The organism is Streptomyces sp. Ag109_G2-15 (genome assembly GCF_900215565.1).
GTDB lineage: Bacteria > Actinomycetota > Actinomycetes > Streptomycetales > Streptomycetaceae > Streptomyces > Streptomyces diastatochromogenes.
On sequence record NZ_OCNI01000001.1, the window covers coordinates 2,139,184 to 2,156,968 of the forward strand.

General features: G+C 71.5%; 20 protein-coding genes and 3 tRNA genes. 4 read left to right on the top strand and 19 right to left on the bottom strand.

What is annotated here, in order from left to right:
* Position 1 precedes the first annotated feature (1 nt).
* The 4 genes from CRP49_RS09250 to CRP49_RS09265 form a co-directional block, all read right to left on the bottom strand.
* On the bottom strand, positions 2 to 454 hold the full coding sequence (locus tag CRP49_RS09250) for a MaoC family dehydratase N-terminal domain-containing protein (RefSeq protein WP_097252947.1): 453 nt from the start codon (positions 452 to 454) through the stop codon (positions 2 to 4).
* An 88-nt stretch (positions 455 to 542) separates the two neighbouring features.
* Positions 543 to 707 (bottom strand): 50S ribosomal protein L33, encoded by a 165-nt coding sequence (gene rpmG, locus CRP49_RS09255; RefSeq protein ID WP_003948671.1) that lies wholly within the window; start codon positions 705 to 707, stop codon positions 543 to 545.
* 90 nt (positions 708 to 797) lie between these two features.
* Positions 798 to 870: transfer RNA gene (locus CRP49_RS09260), tRNA-Met, on the bottom strand.
* Positions 871 to 916: 46 nt separating this feature from the next.
* Positions 917 to 989, bottom strand: a tRNA-Thr gene (locus CRP49_RS09265).
* Positions 990 to 1,281: 292 nt separating this feature from the next.
* On the opposite strand from CRP49_RS09265, the gene CRP49_RS09270 reads away from it, so the two are divergent.
* Positions 1,282 to 2,550 carry an amidohydrolase family protein gene (locus tag CRP49_RS09270; RefSeq protein ID WP_097252948.1) on the top strand — a complete coding sequence of 423 codons (1,269 nt, stop codon included), beginning with the start codon at positions 1,282 to 1,284 and terminating at the stop codon, positions 2,548 to 2,550.
* Between the two features lie 350 nt (positions 2,551 to 2,900).
* The gene (locus CRP49_RS09275) at positions 2,901 to 3,557 is read left to right on the top strand and encodes an SDR family oxidoreductase (protein WP_097257267.1); all 657 of its coding nucleotides are present in this window, start codon (positions 2,901 to 2,903) and stop codon (positions 3,555 to 3,557) included.
* Between the two features lie 24 nt (positions 3,558 to 3,581).
* On the opposite strand, the gene CRP49_RS09280 is transcribed toward CRP49_RS09275, so the two are convergent.
* Entirely contained in the window at positions 3,582 to 3,794 is a 213-nt protein-coding gene (locus CRP49_RS09280; protein WP_097252949.1) for a hypothetical protein, read from the bottom strand.
* A gap of 78 nt (positions 3,795 to 3,872) precedes the next feature.
* A tRNA-Tyr gene (locus CRP49_RS09285) sits at positions 3,873 to 3,954 on the bottom strand.
* A 213-nt stretch (positions 3,955 to 4,167) separates the two neighbouring features.
* Here CRP49_RS09285 and CRP49_RS09290 point away from each other — a divergent pair.
* Positions 4,168 to 4,656: a YajQ family cyclic di-GMP-binding protein gene (locus CRP49_RS09290; protein ID WP_097252950.1), complete on the top strand. Its 489-nt coding sequence runs from the start codon at positions 4,168 to 4,170 to the stop codon at positions 4,654 to 4,656.
* A gap of 83 nt (positions 4,657 to 4,739) precedes the next feature.
* On the opposite strand, the gene CRP49_RS09295 is transcribed toward CRP49_RS09290, so the two are convergent.
* The gene (locus CRP49_RS09295) at positions 4,740 to 5,006 is read right to left on the bottom strand and encodes a GlsB/YeaQ/YmgE family stress response membrane protein (RefSeq protein WP_094215541.1); all 267 of its coding nucleotides are present in this window, start codon (positions 5,004 to 5,006) and stop codon (positions 4,740 to 4,742) included.
* Between the two features lie 155 nt (positions 5,007 to 5,161).
* Between CRP49_RS09295 and CRP49_RS09300 the strand changes: the two genes are divergently transcribed.
* Positions 5,162 to 6,406, top strand: a complete 1,245-nt coding sequence (locus tag CRP49_RS09300) for an APC family permease (protein WP_097252951.1) — start codon at positions 5,162 to 5,164, stop codon at positions 6,404 to 6,406.
* 32 nt (positions 6,407 to 6,438) lie between these two features.
* Here the strand turns inward: CRP49_RS09300 and CRP49_RS09305 are convergent, their stop codons facing one another.
* From CRP49_RS09305 to CRP49_RS09360, 12 genes are all read right to left on the bottom strand, one after another.
* Positions 6,439 to 6,831, bottom strand: coding sequence for a YccF domain-containing protein (locus tag CRP49_RS09305; RefSeq protein WP_097252952.1), 393 nt, complete (start codon positions 6,829 to 6,831; stop codon positions 6,439 to 6,441).
* A complete protein-coding gene (htpX, locus tag CRP49_RS09310; protein ID WP_097252953.1) occupies positions 6,828 to 7,691 on the bottom strand; it encodes a zinc metalloprotease HtpX in 864 nt (287 codons plus the stop codon). Before htpX ends, CRP49_RS09305 begins: the two co-directional genes overlap by 4 nt.
* A 214-nt stretch (positions 7,692 to 7,905) precedes the next feature.
* Entirely contained in the window at positions 7,906 to 9,432 is a 1,527-nt protein-coding gene (locus tag CRP49_RS09315) for an NADH-quinone oxidoreductase subunit N (protein WP_097252954.1), read from the bottom strand.
* Entirely contained in the window at positions 9,429 to 11,003 is a 1,575-nt protein-coding gene (locus tag CRP49_RS09320) for an NADH-quinone oxidoreductase subunit M (RefSeq protein WP_097252955.1), read from the bottom strand. Before CRP49_RS09320 ends, CRP49_RS09315 begins: the two co-directional genes overlap by 4 nt.
* A gap of 6 nt (positions 11,004 to 11,009) precedes the next feature.
* Positions 11,010 to 13,031: an NADH-quinone oxidoreductase subunit L gene (locus CRP49_RS09325; protein WP_097252956.1), complete on the bottom strand. Its 2,022-nt coding sequence runs from the start codon at positions 13,029 to 13,031 to the stop codon at positions 11,010 to 11,012.
* Positions 13,028 to 13,402 (bottom strand): NADH-quinone oxidoreductase subunit NuoK, encoded by a 375-nt coding sequence (nuoK, locus tag CRP49_RS09330; protein ID WP_097252957.1) that lies wholly within the window; start codon positions 13,400 to 13,402, stop codon positions 13,028 to 13,030. Before nuoK ends, CRP49_RS09325 begins: the two co-directional genes overlap by 4 nt.
* A complete protein-coding gene (locus CRP49_RS09335; RefSeq protein WP_097252958.1) occupies positions 13,402 to 14,025 on the bottom strand; it encodes an NADH-quinone oxidoreductase subunit J in 624 nt (207 codons plus the stop codon). Before CRP49_RS09335 ends, nuoK begins: the two co-directional genes overlap by 1 nt.
* Positions 14,022 to 14,573 carry an NADH-quinone oxidoreductase subunit I gene (locus CRP49_RS09340; protein ID WP_097252959.1) on the bottom strand — a complete coding sequence of 184 codons (552 nt, stop codon included), beginning with the start codon at positions 14,571 to 14,573 and terminating at the stop codon, positions 14,022 to 14,024. Before CRP49_RS09340 ends, CRP49_RS09335 begins: the two co-directional genes overlap by 4 nt.
* The gene (locus CRP49_RS09345; protein ID WP_097252960.1) at positions 14,573 to 15,541 is read right to left on the bottom strand and encodes a complex I subunit 1 family protein; all 969 of its coding nucleotides are present in this window, start codon (positions 15,539 to 15,541) and stop codon (positions 14,573 to 14,575) included. The genes CRP49_RS09340 and CRP49_RS09345 overlap by 1 nt, the downstream gene beginning before the upstream one ends.
* Positions 15,538 to 16,632 carry an NADH-quinone oxidoreductase subunit C gene (locus tag CRP49_RS09350; protein WP_097252961.1) on the bottom strand — a complete coding sequence of 365 codons (1,095 nt, stop codon included), beginning with the start codon at positions 16,630 to 16,632 and terminating at the stop codon, positions 15,538 to 15,540. The genes CRP49_RS09345 and CRP49_RS09350 overlap by 4 nt, the downstream gene beginning before the upstream one ends.
* Positions 16,629 to 17,252, bottom strand: a complete 624-nt coding sequence (locus tag CRP49_RS09355) for an NADH-quinone oxidoreductase subunit B (protein ID WP_097252962.1) — start codon at positions 17,250 to 17,252, stop codon at positions 16,629 to 16,631. Before CRP49_RS09355 ends, CRP49_RS09350 begins: the two co-directional genes overlap by 4 nt.
* Complete coding sequence (locus CRP49_RS09360; protein WP_097252963.1) at positions 17,243 to 17,659, bottom strand: NADH-quinone oxidoreductase subunit A; 417 nt, start codon at positions 17,657 to 17,659, stop codon at positions 17,243 to 17,245. The genes CRP49_RS09355 and CRP49_RS09360 overlap by 10 nt, the downstream gene beginning before the upstream one ends.
* Between the last annotated feature and the right edge of the window lie 126 nt (positions 17,660 to 17,785).

Consider the following 17,785-nt stretch of genomic DNA (forward strand, 5'->3'; position numbering starts at 1 on the left):
CTCACGCCTCCTCGGCCGCACGGGCCACGAGCTTGGTCCAGGCGGTCACCACGTGCTCGCCCGCCTCGTCGTGCACCTCGCCACGGATGTCCAGCACGTCGTTGCCCGCGAGGGACTTGATCCCCTCGATGGTGGAGGTGACCGAGAGCCGGTCACCGACGCGCACCGGGCGGGTGTAGGCGAACTTCTGGCTGCCGTGCACCACGCGGCTGAAGTCGAGACCGAGCTGCGGGTCCTCGACGACCTCCCCGGCGGCCCGGTAGGTGATCGCGAACACGAAGGTCGGCGGGGCGATCACATCGGGGTGACCGAACGCCTTGGCGGCCTCCGGGTCCGTGTACACGGGGTTGGCCTCCCCGACCGCCTCGGCGAACTCACGGATCTTCTCCCGGCCCACCTCGTAGGGCTTGGTGGGCGGATAGGTCCGCCCCACGAAGGACTGGTCGAGCGCCATGGCCCGGCACCTCCTGGTCTCGGCAGCGTGTGAAACGACGTAAGGCCGCCCCCCTGCTAGTGGGGGCGGCCTTACGTACGAGCCTGATTTATCGCGTCTCGCGGTGCGCGGTGTGCGCGTTGCAACGCGGGCAGTGCTTCTTCATCTCAAGACGGTCCGGGTTGTTACGCCGGTTCTTCTTGGTGATGTAGTTCCGCTCCTTGCACTCCACGCAGGCCAGCGTGATCTTCGGGCGGACGTCGGTGGCAGCCACGTGAGTGCTCCTTGACGAACGGATGGGAATGAATTAACGCAAGAAAGAGTAGCCGATCGAAGGACCGACCCCACAATCGGCTACTGTCAGTAGCGGTGACCGGACTTGAACCGGTGACACAGCGATTATGAGCCGCTTGCTCTACCGACTGAGCTACACCGCTTTGATGAGATCGGCCCCCGCCTCGCGGCAGGAACCTCTCACACCAGAGCCCCAAAACGGAATCGAACCGTTGACCTTCTCCTTACCATGGAGACGCTCTGCCGACTGAGCTATTGGGGCGAGCGATGAAGACATTACACGGTCCGCCGCCGTTCACCCAAATCCGTATCCGGCCGCCCGCCACAGGCCCGTACGCGGGCCGTTCCCGGAGCCCCGGAAGCCTCACAAGTCCCCTTGCGACGACCCTGAGAGGCGGGCCACACCGGTACGACTATTGCGCTCCTCCGCGCCCCGCACCGCTCGCCACCCTAGGCTCGACTCACTCTGCGTGATCTTGGGTCCCCGGGGTCCGTCGCGGCCTTGAGCCCTCACGCGGCCCTGCCCCGAGCCCCCGGTCCACCCCTGGAGTCCGATGCCCGACAGTCAGCCGCAGCCGCCCTCGTCGTCGAACCCGTCCGGGTCCTCCGGACAGCCCGACCCGGCCGCCCTGTTGCTGTGCGGGGCGCGGCTCACCGACGGCCGGACCGTGGACGTACGGCTGGGCGGCGGGCGCATCGAGGCGGTCGGCACGGCCGGCAGCCTGACGCCGGGGCCGGGCCGGAAGGGCGCCGCGCGCGTGGACCTCGGCGGCTACCTGCTCCTCGCGGCCCCGGCCGAACCGCACGCCCACAGCGACACCGCGCTCTCCGCCGAGCAGCCGGGCCCGGTCTCGTACGCCCCCGAGGACGTCCAGCGCCGGGCCACGGAGGCGGCACTGCTCCAACTCGGCCACGGGGCGACGGCGGTACGCGCGCACGTGCGCGTGGGCGACGTCCAGGGCCTGGGCTCACTCGGCGCCGTACTGCAGGCACGGCGCTCGCTGCGGGGGCTCGCGGAACTGACCACGGTGGCGATGCCGCGTCTGCTGACCGGGGTGGGAGGGGCCGACGGGCTCGCGATGCTGCGGGACGCGCTGAAGATGGGCGCCTCGGTGGTGGGCGGCTGCCCGGACCTGGACCCGGATCCCACGGGTTACGTGGAGGCCGTGCTGGAGGTGGCCTCGGAGCACGGCTGCCCGGTGGATCTGCACACGGACGCGGCCGACCCGGCCCGGCTGTCCCGGCTCGCGGCCATGGCGGGTGGTCTGCGCCCCGGCGTGACGATCGGCCCGTGCGCCGGTCTCGCGCGCCTGAACACCGAGGCCGCCTCCCGGCTCGCGGACCAGCTCGCGGCGGCCGGTGTGACGGTGGTGTGCCTGCCCCAGGGTGGCTGCGGGGGCGCGGACCGGCGGGGCACGGCCCCGGTACGGCTGCTGCGCGCGGCCGGGGTGCGGGTGGCGGCCGGCAGCGGCGCCCTGCGGGACGTCTCGAACCCCGTCGGCCGCGGCGACCCCCTGGAGGCCGCCTACCTCCTCGCCTCCGCCCACGGCCTGCGCCCCGAGGACGCCTACGACGCGGTGAGCGCCTCGGCTCGCGCGGTCCTGGGCCTGCCCGAGGTCCGCGTCGAGGCCGGCTTCCCCGCCGAACTCCTCGCGGTACGCGGCGACCGCCTCTCCGGCGTCCTCTCCCTCGCCTACAGCCGGATCGTGGTGCACCGGGGGCGGGTGGTGGCACGCACGAGCGCGGTGCGCGAGTACTGCAACTCCTCGGCGGCAGCGGCGGAACTGGGGCTGCCGCGGCAGGGGCGGACGGAGTTGTCGTGAGGGGGTGCTTGTCGCTTCCGGCGCGCTCGTTCGCGTTCGGGGCGCGTGTTCGCGTTCAGGGGCCTGTCGTTCGCCTTAACGGGCTCGCCGCGTCAGGGGCCGGCGTTCGCCCTAAGGGGCTCGCGTTCGCGTCAGGGGCCGGCCTTCCCGCCAGGAGCCGGCCTTCGCGTTTGGCGGCTGGCGTTCGCGTCGGGGGGCGGGCGTTCCGGGCTTCACGCCGGGACCGTGCGCCCAGGCGCCCTCCAGCCGCTGCGCGCCTCTGACCATGCGCCGAGGCGCCCCTGAGCCACGGCGCGCCCCGGCATGAACCCGTGCGGCGGACGCGCCTCTTCGGGCGTACGGTCGGAGTCATGCGCATTGTCATCGCTGGTGGTCATGGTCAGATCGCGCTGCGGCTGGAGCAACTGCTCTCCGCGCGCGGGGACGAGGTCGCGGGGATCATCCGCAACGCGGAGCAGGGCGACGATCTGCGGGCGGCCGGCGCCGAACCGGTCCTGCTCGACCTGGAGTCAGCCTCGGTCGAGGAGGTCGCGGCCCATCTGCAGGGCGCGGACGCGGCGGTCTTCGCGGCGGGCGCGGGCCCGGGCAGCGGTACGGCCCGCAAGGACACGGTGGACAAGGGTGCCGCGGTGCTGTTCGCGGACGCGGCCGTACGTGCGGGCGTACGCCGTTTCGTGGTGGTCTCCTCGATGGGCGCGGACCCCGCGCACGAGGGCGACGACGTCTTCGACGTGTACCTGCGCGCCAAGGGCGCGGCCGACGCGTACGTCACGCGTCAGGACGCCCTCGACTGGACGATCCTGCGCCCTGGCGCGCTGACGAACGACGCGGGCACCGGACTGGTCCGCCTGGAGGCCCAGACCGGGCGCGGCGCGATCCCCCGGGACGACGTGGCTGCCGTGCTGGCGGAGTTGGTGGACACCTCGGCGACGGCCGGCCTGACGCTGGAGCTGATCGGTGGGTCGACGCCGGTGTCGGTGGCGGTGAAGTCGGTCGCGGGGAACTGAGGCCGGCCGTCGGCCGTTCACCCGTCAGAAGAGAGGCAGCTGCCCGGGAAAGTCCGGCACGGCGTACCCGTCCAACGCCTGCTGGACCGCCCCGAGTTGGGCCTGCTGCCGGGACCCGGAGCACGAGACGAGTTCCCCGCCCTCCCGCGCCCCGGGCGGATCGTGCCGCGCGAAGCGCCCCGCGACGACGGCGATCTCGCGACGGCACACAGGACAGGTTCTGCGACGGGAGGCCATGCCGCCAGTGTGCCCGTTGCAAACGAAGAGACCCCCTCCACTCTGCGTTTCCGCAGTTGGAGGGGGTCATCCCCAGTGTGGCGGCGCCAGGATTCGAACCTGGGAAGGCTGAGCCGGCAGATTTACAGTCTGCTCCCTTTGGCCGCTCGGGCACACCGCCGGGGTTGCTGCCGTTCGAACCGCTTTTCGGCGGTGCTCCCTGGCAACGACGTAAACAATACCCGATGCAGAGGGGTGCTTCGCCACCCAGTTGATCTGCGTCCCTCAGGTCGCGGGGTGGCTAGGCTGGTGCGGATGCGGCCCGGTGCCGCACCGGGCTCGGCGGCCGCCGCCACGCACCCGATACGCACCCCGATACAAGGAGCCACAGGACATGGCCGACTCCAGTTTCGACATCGTCTCGAAGGTCGAGCGGCAGGAGGTCGACAACGCCCTCAACCAGGCCGCCAAGGAGATCTCGCAGCGCTACGACTTCAAGGGCGTGGGTGCCTCGATCTCGTGGTCCGGTGACAAGATCCTCATGGAGGCGAACTCCGAGGACCGGGTCAACGCTGTCCTCGACGTCTTCCAGTCCAAGCTGATCAAGCGCGGCATCTCGCTCAAGGCGCTGGACGCGGGCGAGCCCCAGCTCTCCGGCAAGGAGTACAAGATCTTCGCGTCGATCCAGGAGGGCATCTCCCAGGAGAACGCGAAGAAGGTGGCGAAGATCATCCGCGACGAGGGCCCGAAGGGCGTGAAGGCCCAGGTCCAGGGCGAGGAGCTGCGGGTCACCTCCAAGAGCCGCGACGACCTGCAGACCGTGATCGCGCTGCTGAAGGGCAAGGACTTCGACTTCGCGCTGCAGTTCGTGAACTACCGGTAGGACGCGGGCAGGAGATCAGCAGGAAGGGGGGCACCGGCCGGTGCCCCCCTTCCTGCGCGTGCGGTGCACGCCCCTCGGTCGCGTCAGTCGCGCGAGTTGCCGAACAGGACGCGGTAGAGGATCAGCAGGACGAGCGAGCCGCCTATCGCGGCGGCCCAGGTCGCGCCGTCGTAGAAGTGCTTGCTGATCGGGTGGTCCAGCCAGCGGGCCGAGATCCAGCCGCCGATGAAGGCGCCCGCGATGCCGATGAGGGTCGTACCGATGAAGCCGCCCGGGTCGCGGCCCGGCAGCAGGAACTTGGCGATGGCTCCGGCCAGAAGCCCCAGGATGATCCAACCGATGATGCTCATGCCGTGAACCTGCCCTTCCGCGCTGTGCCCGCACTGTCCGGTCCTTGAGAATCCGGTGAGGATCGGCTGTGCGTCGCGCGCGTGTTCGTGCCGTGTCGATGAAGAGGACGTCACGGGTCCACCACCCGGTTGCGGCGATCAGTAGGGTGCGGCGCATGACACCTTCCGGCACCGGCCTGCGCCGCACCCTGGGCGTGCGGGACGCCGTGGTCGTCGGCCTCGGCTCGATGGTCGGGGCCGGCGTCTTCTCCGCCCTGGGCCCGGCCGCGCGCGCCGCCGGACCGGGGCTGCTGCTCGGGCTGGCCGTGGCGGCCGTGGTGGCCTACTGCAACGCCATGTCCTCGGCCCGCCTGGCCGCCCGCTATCCGGCGTCGGGCGGGACGTACGTGTACGGCAGGGAGCGGCTGGGCCCGTTCTGGGGGTATCTCGCCGGCTGGGCGTTCGTGGTCGGCAAGACGGCCTCCTGCGCGGCCATGGCGCTCACCGTGGGGTCGTATGTGTGGCCGGGGCAGGCACACGCGGTGGCAGTGGCGGCCGTGGTGGCCCTGACCGCGGTGACCTACGGGGGCATACAGAAGTCGGCGTGGCTGACGCGGGTGATCGTGGCCGTGGTGCTGGCGGTCCTTGTGTGTGTGGTGGTCGTGTGCCTGACCTCCGAGGAGGCTGACGCCGGGCGCCTCGGCATCGGGGTGTCGTCGGGTGTGGGCGGGGTGCTGCAGGCGGCCGGTCTGCTGTTCTTCGCGTTCGCCGGGTACGCGCGGATCGCGACCCTGGGCGAGGAGGTGCGGGATCCCGCGCGCACCATTCCGCGCGCCATCCCGCTGGCGCTCGGGATCGCGCTGGTCGTGTACGTGGGCGTGGCGGTGGCCGTGCTCACCGTCCTCGGTGCGGACCGGCTGGGGCACGCGGCGGCTCCGCTGGCCGAAGCGGTGCGGGTGGCCGGGGTGCCCGGTCTGGCGCCCGTGGTGCGGGTGGGGGCCGCCGTGGCCGCGCTGGGGTCGCTGCTCGCGCTGATCCTCGGGGTGTCCCGCACGACGCTCGCCATGGCCCGCGACCACCATCTGCCCGGCGCGCTGGCCGCCGTGCATCCGCGGTTCCAGGTCCCGCACCGGGCGGAGCTGGCCGTGGGTGCGGTGGTCGCCGTGCTGGCCGCGACGGTGGACGTGCGCGGCGCGATCGGCTTCTCCTCGTTCGGCGTGCTGGCGTACTACGCCGTGGCCAACGCCTCCGCCTGGACGCTGAGCCCGGCCCTGCCGGCACGGGTCGTACCGGCCGTGGGGCTGCTGGGCTGCGCGACGCTGGCGTTCGCACTCCCGGCGGTCTCGGTCGCCGTAGGGGCAGGTGTGCTGGCCGTGGGCGTGGTGGCCTACGGCGTACGACGGTGGGGGGCGGGGCGGTAGGGCCTTTCCGGCAGGCTCCGGCAGGCCCTGGGTCAGCGGGCCGCGAACGGCTGGTCCGTGCGGACGATCTCACGGCCCAGCGGCAGCAGGGAAACCGGGATCATCTTGAAGTTGGCGATGCCGAACGGGATGCCGATGATCGTCAGGCACAGGGCGATGCCGGTGGTGATGTGGGCGAGGGTCAGCCACCAGCCGGCCAGGATCAGCCACAGCACGTTGCCGATGCACGAGGGCGCGCCCGCGTCCCGGCGCTCGACCGTGGTGTACCCGAAGGGCCACAGGGCGTAGACGCCGATGCGGAAGGCGGCGATACCGAACGGGATGCCGATGATCGTGATGCAGAGGATCACACCTGCGAGCAGGTAGCCGAGGAACAGCCAGAAGCCGCTCAGGACGAGCCAAATGACGTTCAGGATGGTCTTCACCGGTTGCGACCTGCCATCTTCTCGAGCCGGGCGATGCGCTCCGCCATCGGCGGGTGCGTGGAGAACATCTTGGACAGTCCCTGTCCCGCGCGGAAGGGGTTCGCGATCATCATGTGGCTCGCGGTCTCGATCCGGGGCTCGGGGGGCAGCGGAAGCTGCTGGGTGCCGGTCTCCAGCTTGCGCAGGGCGCTGGCGAGGGCCAGCGGGTCGCCGGTGAGCTGGGCGCCCGAGGCGTCCGCCTCGTACTCCCTGGAGCGGCTGATGGCGAGCTGGATGATGCTGGCGGCGATGGGGCCCAGGATCATGATCAGCAGCAGGCCGAGCAGGCCCGGGCCGTCGTCGTCGTCCGAGCGGCCGACCGGGATCAGCCAGGCGAAGTTGACCAGGAACATGATCACCGAGGCGAGGGCGCCGGCCACGGAGGAGATCAGGATGTCGCGGTTGTAGACGTGGCTCAGCTCGTGGCCGATGACGCCGCGCAGCTCGCGCTCGTCGAGCAGGCGCAGGATGCCCTCGGTGCAGCACACGGCCGCGTTGCGCGGGTTGCGGCCCGTCGCGAAGGCGTTGGGTGCCTCCGTCGGGGAGATGTACAGGCGGGGCATGGGCTGGCGGGCCTGCGTGGACAGCTCGCGGACCATCCGGTACAGCGCGGGGGCCTCGAACTCGCTCACCGGGCGGGCGCGCATCGCGCGGAGCGCCAGCTTGTCGCTGTTCCAGTACGCGTAGGCGTTGGTGCCCAGCGCGACCAGGACCGCCACGATCAGGCCCGTACGGCCGAAGAAGCTGCCGATGACGATGATGAGTGCGGACAGTCCCCCGAGGAGTACTGCCGTCCTTAGCCCGTTGTGCCGGCGGTGCACGGTACGCCCTCCAAGTCGTGCAGCAGGGGAACCCTTTGGTCCAGTGGACCCTCCCGCTCTGGTCAACGCCAGGCGGCGCCCCCGAGTTCCCTTGTGCGTGCGTCGGCGCGCCTCGGCCGTACGGGTGACGTGCTCTTACGTACCTCCGCACGCCTCTTGCGCTCCTCCGCGCGCGTGGGAGCACTGGTGCCCCACACCCGCGTGGCGCGCGTCCTCAGAACAGTCCGGTGGCCGCGAAGCGCAGGACCAGCTGGGGTGCGCCGGAGAGGACCACGCCGAGGACTCCGGTGAGGGCGAGCGCGGCGGTGAGGGGGGCCGGGACCCGGTGCCGGGCGGGGGCGCCCTCGGGGGCGCGGAACAGCAGGGCCGTCCACTGGAGGTAGTAGAAGAGGGCAATCACCACGTTGACGGCCATGACCACGGCCAGCCAGCCCAGACCCGCGTCGACGGCCGCCGAGAACACGGTGACCTTGGCGAACAGGCCGATGACGCCCGGCGGCAGCCCGGCGAGGCACAGCAGGAAGAACGCCAGGAGAAGGGCGGCGGCCGGGTTGGACGCGTACAGGCCCCGGTAGTCGCTGATCCGGTTCAGGGACTTCGTACGGCCCACCAGTGCGGCCACCGCGAAGGCGCCGAGGTTCACGGCGGCGTACATCAGGGCGTACGCGACGGTGGAGCCGATCGCCTTCTGGCCGTCCTTGACGTACCCGGCGGCGGCGATCGGCACCAGGAGGTAGCCGGCCTGGCCGACCGAGGACCAGGCGAGCAGTCGTACGGCGCTGTACGCGCGCGTGGCCTGCTGGCGCAGGGCGCCGACGTTGCCGACGGTCATGGTGAGGGCGGCCAGCGCGGCGAGCGCGGGCCCCCAGACGTCGGCGTACGACGGGAGGGCGACGACGGTGACGAGGATCAGGCCGGAGAAGCCGACCGCCTTGCCGACGACCGACAGATAGGCGGCGACGGGCAGCGGCGCGCCCACATAGGTGTCGGGCACCCAGAAGTGGAACGGGACGGCGGCCGTCTTGAAGGCGAAGCCGACGAGGGTGAGGACGACGCCGGTCTGGGCGAGGGTGTGGAGCTGCCCGTCGACGTGCTGGATCCGCTGGGCGATCTGGGTGAGGTAGAGGGTGCCGGTGGAGGCGTAGACGAAGCTGATGCCCATCAGGCTGACCGCGGTGGCGGTGACCGAGGACAGGAAGAACTTCAGGGCCGCCTCGGAGGACCGCTTGTCGCCGTGCCGGATGCCGACGAGGGCGAAGGCGGGCAGGGAGGCGACCTCCAGGGCGACGATCAGCGTGGCCAGGTCACGGGAGGCGGGCAGCAGGGCGGCGCCGGCCGCGGAGGACAGCAGGAGGAACCAGAACTCCCCCGCCGGGATGCGCCGCTGCTCGTCCTTGAGGTTCGTCACCGACATCAGGGCGGCCAGCAGGGCGCCGCCGAGGGCGAGGAACTGGATGACGAGGGTGAAGTGGTCCGCGGTGTAGCTGCACACGCGCGCGTGGCCGGTCAGGCAGAAGGTGCTGCGGTCGCCGTCCAGCAGCGGCAGCAGCATCAGCGTGGCGGCGCCGAGGCCCGCGACGGAGGCCCAGCCGAGGAGGGGCTTGCGCGTCTCGGGGACGAACAGGTCGGCGACGAGGACGGCGAGCCCGACCACCGCGGCGATGGTGGGCGGCGCGATCGCGAGCCAGTCGACGGACTGGACCGCGGACTGGGCCAGCGGCTGGATGGCCAGGGCGCTCATCGGGTGCCTCCTGCCAGGAGCTGCTGCACGGCCGGGTCGGTCAGGCCGAGCAGGGCCCTCGGCCACAGTCCGGCGACGACGGTGAGGGCGACGAGCGGGGTCCAGGCCGCGAACTCGTAGCCGTGGACGTCCGCGAGCTTCGGCATGTCCTGCGGTGTGGCGCCCATGCAGACCCGGCGGACCACGATCAGCATGTACGCGGCCGTCAGCAGGGTGCCGAACGCGCCGATCGCCATGAAGGTGAGGAACGCGGGCCGGCTCAGGTCGGCGGCCGGATTGAACGCTCCGAACAGAGCCAGCATCTCGCCCCAGAACCCGGCTAGTCCGGGCAGGCCGAGCGAGGCCACGGCGCCGAAGGCGAGCAGTCCGCCGAGGCGCGGGGCCTTGCCGTACAGGGCTGCGCCGGTCTCCTCGGCGAGGGTGTCGAGGTCGGTGCTGCCGGTGCGGTCCTTCAGCGCGCCGACCAGGAAGAACAGCAGGCCGGTGATGAGGCCGTGGGCGATGTTGGCGAAGAGGGCGCCGTTCACGCCGGTCGGGGTCATGGTGGCGATGCCCAGCAGGACGAAGCCCATGTGGCCGACGGAGGAGTAGGCGATCAGTCGCTTCAGGTCGCCCTTCGCGCCCTGCTTGGCGAGGGCCAGGCAGGCCAGGGACCCGTAGATGATCCCGACCACGGCGAACGCGGCGAGGTAGGGCGCGAAGGTGCGGAAGCCGTCCGGTGCGATCGGCAGCAGGATCCGGACGAACCCGTACGTACCCATCTTCAGCAGGACGCCGGCCAGCAGGACCGAGCCGACGGTCGGGGCGGAGGTGTGGGCGTCGGGCAGCCAGCTGTGCAGCGGCCACATCGGCGTCTTGACCGCGAGCCCGATCCCGATCGCCAGAACGGCGATGACCTGCACGGATGTGGTGAGCGACCGGCCGTTGTCAGTGGCGAGTGCCACCATGTCGAACGTGCCCGCCTTGATTCCGATCAGGAGCAGGCCGAGCAGCATGACGACGGAGCCGAGCAGCGTGAACAGGATGAACTTCCACGCGGCCCGGGTCCGGCCCTCGCCGCCCCAGCGGGCGATGAGGAAGTACATCGGGATGAGCACCATCTCGAACGCGAGGAAGAACAGCAGCAGGTCGAGGACGGCGAAGGTCGCGAGGGTGCCGGACTCGAGGAGGAGCAGCAGCGCGACGAACGCCTTCGGGGACGGGCCCGAGGGCATCTTGAAGTACGAGTAGAGCGCGCAGAGGAAGGTCAGCAGCGCGGTCAGGACCAGAAGGGGGAGGGAGATGCCGTCGATGCCGAGGTGGATCCGCACGTCGAGTGCGGGGATCCAGCTGATGTCGGTCGTGGCCTGCATCTTCGACGGTTGGTCGTGGTCGAAGCCGAGCGCGAGGACGATCGCGGCGATGAGGATCGCGCCGGTCACGGTCACGCCGTGCCGCAGCACGGCCTGCTCGGGCGACTTCCCCTTCAACCCGGGCGGGGCCGGCAGCAGAGCGGCGACGGCACCTAGGAGCGGGCCGACGACGACGAATGCCAGAAGGAACTGCATCACGGACTCGTTGATATCGATCACGCCTGCTCACGCTCCCGTGGCGACGAGGAGGACGGTCACCGTCAGGACGACGGCACCGGCGAGCAGCGCGCTCACATAGGTCTGCACATTGCCGGTCTGCGCGCGCCGCACGGCGGCCCCGAGCAGCCGGGGCAGCGCGGCCGCGCCGGCCACGTAGGTCTCGACGACCTCGCGGTCGAGGAACCGCACGAGGCTCGCTCCGGCCTGGACCGGGCGGACGAACAGCGCGTAGTACACGGCGTCCAGGTGGAAGCCGACGGCCGCGTGCCGGTACAGCGGGCCGAGCAGCAGCCGTCCGGGGTCGGGCGCGTGGGCGAGGTCGCGGTAGGCGGGCTCGTGGTCGGCGAGAGCGTGGGCCTCGACCAGGCTCGCGTCGCCCTCCGGGTGCGCGGCTGCCTCGCCCTGGAGGTGTTCCCACTCGAAGGAGGGTGCGGGCGCTGCCGGGACGCGGGCGGCGAGGGCGCTGGTGCGCTGCCAGGCGCCGTAGGTGAGAAGCCCGCCGACCAGGGCGAGGCCGGTGCCGAGGACGGAGGTGAGGAGCGTCGGGGTCAGGTCTCGGCCGTCGAACCAGGCGGGCAGCGAGCGGTAGGCGAGCCCGCCGAAGGCGAGGGACGGCACGGCGAGGACCCACAGCACGACGGTCATCGTGAGCGGCTGGCGGCCGTGGTCGGGGGCTTCGGCGCCCTTGCCGCGGAAGACCAGCAGCCACAGGCGGGTGGCGTAGACGGCGGTCAGCAAGGCCGCCAGCAGACCGGCGACGAGGACGATCCAGCCCGCCGCGCCGGGGGCGTGGTCGGTGTGGCCGGTGGCCACATGCTCGGCGGCGCCGAGGACGGACTCCTTGGAGAAGAAGCCGCTGAAGGGAGGGATCGCGGCGAGCGCGAGGAGTGCCACGGTCATCGTCCAGTAGGCGTCCGGGACGCGGTCGCGCAGGTGGCTCATGCGGGACATGGCGGCCAGCGAGTTGGTGCCGGCGGCGTGGATGATCACGCCGGCCGCGAGGAACAGCAGCGCTTTGAAGGCGCCGTGGGACAGGAGGTGGAAGACGGCGGCACCGCGGTCGCCGACGGCGAGGGCGCCGGTCATGTAGCCGAGCTGGCCGATCGTCGAGTAGGCGAGGACGCGCTTGATGTCGTCCTGGGCGAGCGCGGCGAGGCCGGAGCCGGTCATCGTGACGGCGGCCATCACGGCGAGGACCACCATCGCGGCCTGGGACGCCTCGAACACCGGAAGGAGACGGGCGATGAAGTAGACACCGGCGGCGACCATCGTCGCGGCGTGGATCAGCGCCGAGACGGGCGTCGGGCCCGCCATCGCGTCGGGGAGCCAGGTGTGCAGCGGGAACTGCGCCGACTTGCCGGCCACGCCCGCGAGCAGCAGCAGGGCGATCAGGGTCGGGTGGTCGATGCCGCCGCTCGCCGCGGCACCCAGGACGCGGGTGATCTGGAACGAGCCGGCATCCGTGCCCAGGGCGAACAGGCCGATGAGGAACGGCACGTCACCGAGCTTGGTGACCAGGAAGGCCTTCAGGGAGGCGGCGCGGGCCTCGGGGGTCTCCCAGTAGTGGCCGACCAGGAAGTAGGAGCAGATGCCCATGACTTCCCAGCCGACCAGCAGCACGATCAGGTCGCCGGAGTAGACGACCAGGAGCATCGCGGAGGTGAACAGGGAGACGAGAGCCGCGTAGGAGGGGTAGCGCGGGTCGTCGCGCAGGTAGCCCGTCGAGTAGATCTGCACGCAGCCGGCGACGAAGGCGACCAGGACGGCGACGAGCGCGGCGAAGCCGTCGATGTCCAGGGCCAGCTCGATCGGCACCGAACCGGTCGGGGTCAGCTCGGTGTGGGCCACGATGGGCGGGCCGCCGCCCTGTCGTACGGCGACCAGCGCGGCCAGCACCAGCGCGGCCAGGGCCGGCAGTACGGCGAGCGGGCGGACGAAACCGGGGGCGGTGCGGCCCAGCAGCAGGCCGGCCGCGGCGCCCAGGAACGGCAGGAGGGGGACGAGGACGGCGAGGGAGGTGGTGGTCACGCGGTGGCCTCAGCCTTCTCGGCCGCGGAGGTGTCAGGGCCTTCGGTCGCGGGGCCCTCGGCGGTGTCGCGGAGCTTGTCGATGTCGGAGGTGCCGCGGTTGCGGTACACGGCGAGCACGATCGCCAGGCCGATGCCGATCTCGGCGGCGGCGATGGCGATGGTGAACAGGGTCAGCGCCTGCCCGGAATGCAGGGTCTCCTCGGCGGCGCGGCTGAGCCAGACGTCGAAGGCGACCAGGTTGAGGTTGACGGCGTTGAGCATCAGCTCGACCGACATCAGGACCAGGATCGCGTTGCGGCGGGCGAGGACGCCGTACAGGCCCGTGCAGAAGAGGAGGGCGGAGAGGACGGCGGGATAGGCGAGGTGCATCAGCGGGCGCCTTCCTTCTCGCCGGTGGCGGCCACGGGGGTGGCCGGGGTGCCCGAGGCCGTGCCCAGGGTGCCGGAGGCCTCCTCCGCCTTCGCCCTGCGGGACAGGACGATCGCACCGACCAGGGCCGCGAGGAGGAGGACGGAGAGGGCCTCGAAGGGCAGCACCCAGTTCTGGAAGAGGCTCTCGCCGGTGACGCGGGTGCTGCCGGCGGCCGGGCCGCTCAGGTCGATCCAGGTCGTGCGGAACGCGTCGACGACCACCCACACCAGGGCGACGGCGGCGGCCAGGGCCACGCCGAGGGCGACCCAGCGGTTGCCGGAGTCGGCGTCCGGGGAGCGGCCGATGGGGGCCCTGGTGAGCATCAGACCGAACAGGAGGAGGACGACGACGGAACCGACGTAGATGAGGACCTGCACCCAGGCGATGAACTCGGCGGTGAGCAGGAGGTACTCGACGGCGAGGCCGCCGAGCGTGACCACCAGCCATAGGGCGGCGTGCACCAGCTGCCGGGTGGTGACGGTGACCAGGGCCGCGCCGAAGGTGACCAGGCCGACGAGCAGGAAGGCGATCTCGACACCGGTCGGGGACAGGAAGCCGTGCGGGGCTGCGGCGAGGCTCACGACTCCCCCTCCTGAGGTTCGGCCTGTGCGGCGGCCAGTTTCTCGGCGGTCTTGCGGGCGGCCGCCAGCTCCTTCGGCTCCTCCGCGCCGGCGTCCAGGGCGGGCGGGGCCGGGACGGTCCACATCCACTCGCGGAGCTTGTCGCGCTCGTGGGTGAGTTCGCGGATGTCGGTCTCGGCGTACTCGAACTCCGGGGACCAGAACAGGGCGTCGAAAGGACAGACCTCGATGCAGATACCGCAGTACATGCACAGGGAGAAGTCGATGGCGAACCGGTCGAGGACGTTGCGGCTGCGCTCCCGCCCGCCGGGGGCGGCCGGCGGGACCGTCTCCTTGTGGGAGTCGATGTAGATGCACCAGTCGGGGCACTCGCGGGCGCACAGCATGCAGACCGTGCAGTTCTCCTCGAACAGACCGATCACACCGCGGGTGCGGGGCGGCAGCTCGGGCTGGGTGTCCGGGTACTGCTCGGTGACGTGCTTCCGCGTCATCGTGCGGAGGGTGACGGCCAGGCCCTTGGCTAGGCCGGAGCCAGGAATGGGGGCCATTACGAGATCACCACCTTGACGATGCCGGTGAGGGCGATCTGGGCGAGGGAGAGGGGGACGAGGAGGGTCCAGGAGAGCTTCTGGAGCTGGTCCTCGCGCAGGCGGGGGTAGGTCACGCGGAGCCAGATGACGACGAAGGCGAGGATCGCGGTCTTCAGCAGGGTCCACAGCCAGCCCAGGCCGTCGGCGCCCCAGGGGCCGTGCCAGCCGCCCAGGAAGAGGACGGTGGTCAGACCGCACAGGACGATGATTCCGGCGTACTCGGCGAGCAGGAACAGCGCGAAGCGCAGGCCGGTGTACTCGGTGTACGCGCCGAAGATGATCTCCGAGTCGGCGACGGGCATGTCGAAGGGCGGGCGCTGCAGTTCGGCGAGGCCGGCCACGAAGAACACGACCGCGCCCACGATCTGCCAGGGCAGCCACCACCAGTGGAAGGCGTGCAGGATGCCCGGCAGGGAGACGGTTCCGGCCGCCATGGCGACAGAGGCCGCGGCGAGCAGCATCGGGAGTTCGTAGGCGAGCAGCTGGGCGGCCGTGCGCAGGCCGCCGAGCAGGGAGAACTTGTTCGCGCTGGCCCAGCCGGCCATGAGCGAGCCGAGGACGCCCACGCCCATCACCGCGAGCACGAAGAAGACGCCCGCGTCCAGGACCTGGCCGACGGCTCCCTCGCTCGGCCCGATCGGGATGGCGACCAGCACGAGCAGGTACGGCAGCAGGGCCACGGCGGGGGCCAGCTGGAAGACACGGCGGTCGGCTCCCGCCGGGACCACGTCCTCCTTCTGCGCGAACTTCACGCCGTCGGCGATGAGCTGGGCCCAGCCGTGGAACCCGCCCGCGTACATCGGGCCGAGCCGGCCCTGCATGTGGGCCATCACCTTGTGCTCGGTCTGACCCACGATGAGGGGGAAGGTGAGGAAGACGACGAACACGGCCACGAGCCGCAGGGCGACGTCCAGCGCGTCGTTCACTGCGGGCCTCCTGTGGAGTCGTCGGGGATGGTGTTGTCCTTGCCTTCGGTTGCCTCGGGGGCTTCCAACTGCGGCTCGGCAGCTTGGGTCTCCTCCGGTGCCTGCTCGGGCTCCCGTGCCTGCTCCGGTGTCTGCTGCTCGTCGAACGCCGGGCGGGCGTGGTGCCACGGGGCGTCCGAGCCGCGCGGAGGGCGCTGCGAGGCCGAACCCTCCGAGGCGCTGCGGGCGCGGCGCGTACCTGCCGGTGCCGAGCCGGGCTCGGGTGCCGACGGGGCTTCGGCAGCGGTCTCCGCCGCCGCCTGGCTCACCGAACCCTCGCTCGCGCTCCGCGTCCGACGCGGCGGCCGGGCAGCAGCCTCGGCGGCGGCCTCCCCGGCAGCCTGCCCGGCGGCCTGGCTCGCCGAGCCCTCCGCCGCCGTACGAGTCCGTCGTACCGGACGCTCGCCGGCCGCGGCGCGATCACCGGCAGCACGTACCGGCCGCTCCCCCGCCGCGCGGGCCGGACGTGCCGGGGCAGGCGGCAGCTGGCCCTTCAGCGGGCCCCATTCGTTCGGGTCCGGGACGCCCGGTGGCAGCATCTGGCGGCGCTTGGGGCCGCCGTGCTCGGACTCGCCCGGCTCCTTGGCGCCGGGCCAGGCCTTGGCCACGCGGGCGGCGAGGACGAAGTCCTTGCGCAGGGGGTGGCCCTCGAAGGTCTCCGGGAGGAGGAGGTGCTCCAGGCCCGGGTGGCCCTCGAAGTCGACCCCGAACATCTCGTGGGTCTCGCGCTCGTGCCAGGCCGAGCCCGCGTAGACGCCGACGGCGGACGGCAGGGACGGCGCCTCGTGCGGGACCGTCGTTCGCAGGATCAGGCGGCGGACCGGCGCGAGGGCGACGACGTGGGCACAGACGCGGAAGCCCGTGCCCGGTTCGTCGACGGCGCTCAGCCAGTCGAAGTAGGTGCAGGACAGGGTCGTACGGGCCGTCTCCAGGGCGGTGAGCCAGGAGGACGGCGGGACGTCCACCGTCAGGACCTCGTACGACTCCTCGGCCGTGGCCTCCGTACCGAAGAGTTCCTCGGCGGGGGCGGGCAGCCAGCCGGCCGTGCTCATCGCGCGTCCCCTTCCAGGGCGGGCGCCGGGGGCTTCACCAGACCGCTCTGCAGGGCGGCGGCGGACGGCCGGGCAGTCCCGTACCGCTCCTCCAGCGACTCGCGGGCGATCTTCTCCTGGAGCTTGAGGATGCCCTGGAGCAGCGCCTCGGGGCGCGGCGGGCAGCCGGGCACGTACACGTCGACCGGGATGATCTGGTCGACGCCCTTGGTGACGGAGTAGGAGTCCCAGTACGGGCCGCCGCAGTTGGAGCAGGCGCCGAAGGAGATGACGTACTTGGGCTCCGGCATCTGCTCGTACAGGCGCTTCACGGCCGGGGCCATCTTGTCCGTGACCGTGCCCGACACCACCATCAGGTCGGCCTGGCGCGGCCCGGGCGCGAACGGGATCACGCCCAGCCGGATGAAGTCGTGCCGGGCCATCGACGCGGCGATGAACTCGATCGCGCAGCAGGCGAGGCCGAAGTTGAAGACCCACAGCGAGTAGCGGCGGCCCCAGTTCAGGACCACCTTCATGGGCTCGGGGGCGAGCCGGGCGAGCGCGCCCAGCCGCTTCGGCTCGGGAAGCGGGAGAGGCTCCGCACCGGACGGGTTCACGTCACCGGACGGGTTCACGCCCATGTCAGAACCCCCTTCTTGTAGGCGTACAGCAGGCCCACGGCGAGGAAGCCGAGGAAGATGAACATCTCCACCAGGGTTGTCGCGCCGTAGCCGGGGGCGGCGAAGACCGTCGCCCACGGGAACAGGAAGATCGAGTCGACCGCGAAGATCACGTAGAGGAAGGCGTAGACGTAGTACCGGACCTGGGTGTGGGCCCAGCCCTCGCCCACCGGGTCGACGCCGCACTCGTAGGTCAGGAGTTTCTCGGGGGTGGGCACGACCGGGCGCAGCAGCCGGCCGGCGCCGAACGCGACCGCGACGAAGAGCACGCCGATGAGGGCGAGCAGTCCCACGACCGAGTAGGACTGGAAGTAGCTTGCCGCGACGTCCGCCGCGGCGATCGTCGAGTTCCCCAACGTCTCCCGCACCGTCCGCCCTCGCTCCCTGACCTCGTGACTTGGTGAACCCTGTGATGCATCGTGATTCGAGGATCTGTACGCACGGGAGTCTAGGCCCTGATAAAGACAGGGTAAGCAGCCCGTCACACCATGAGA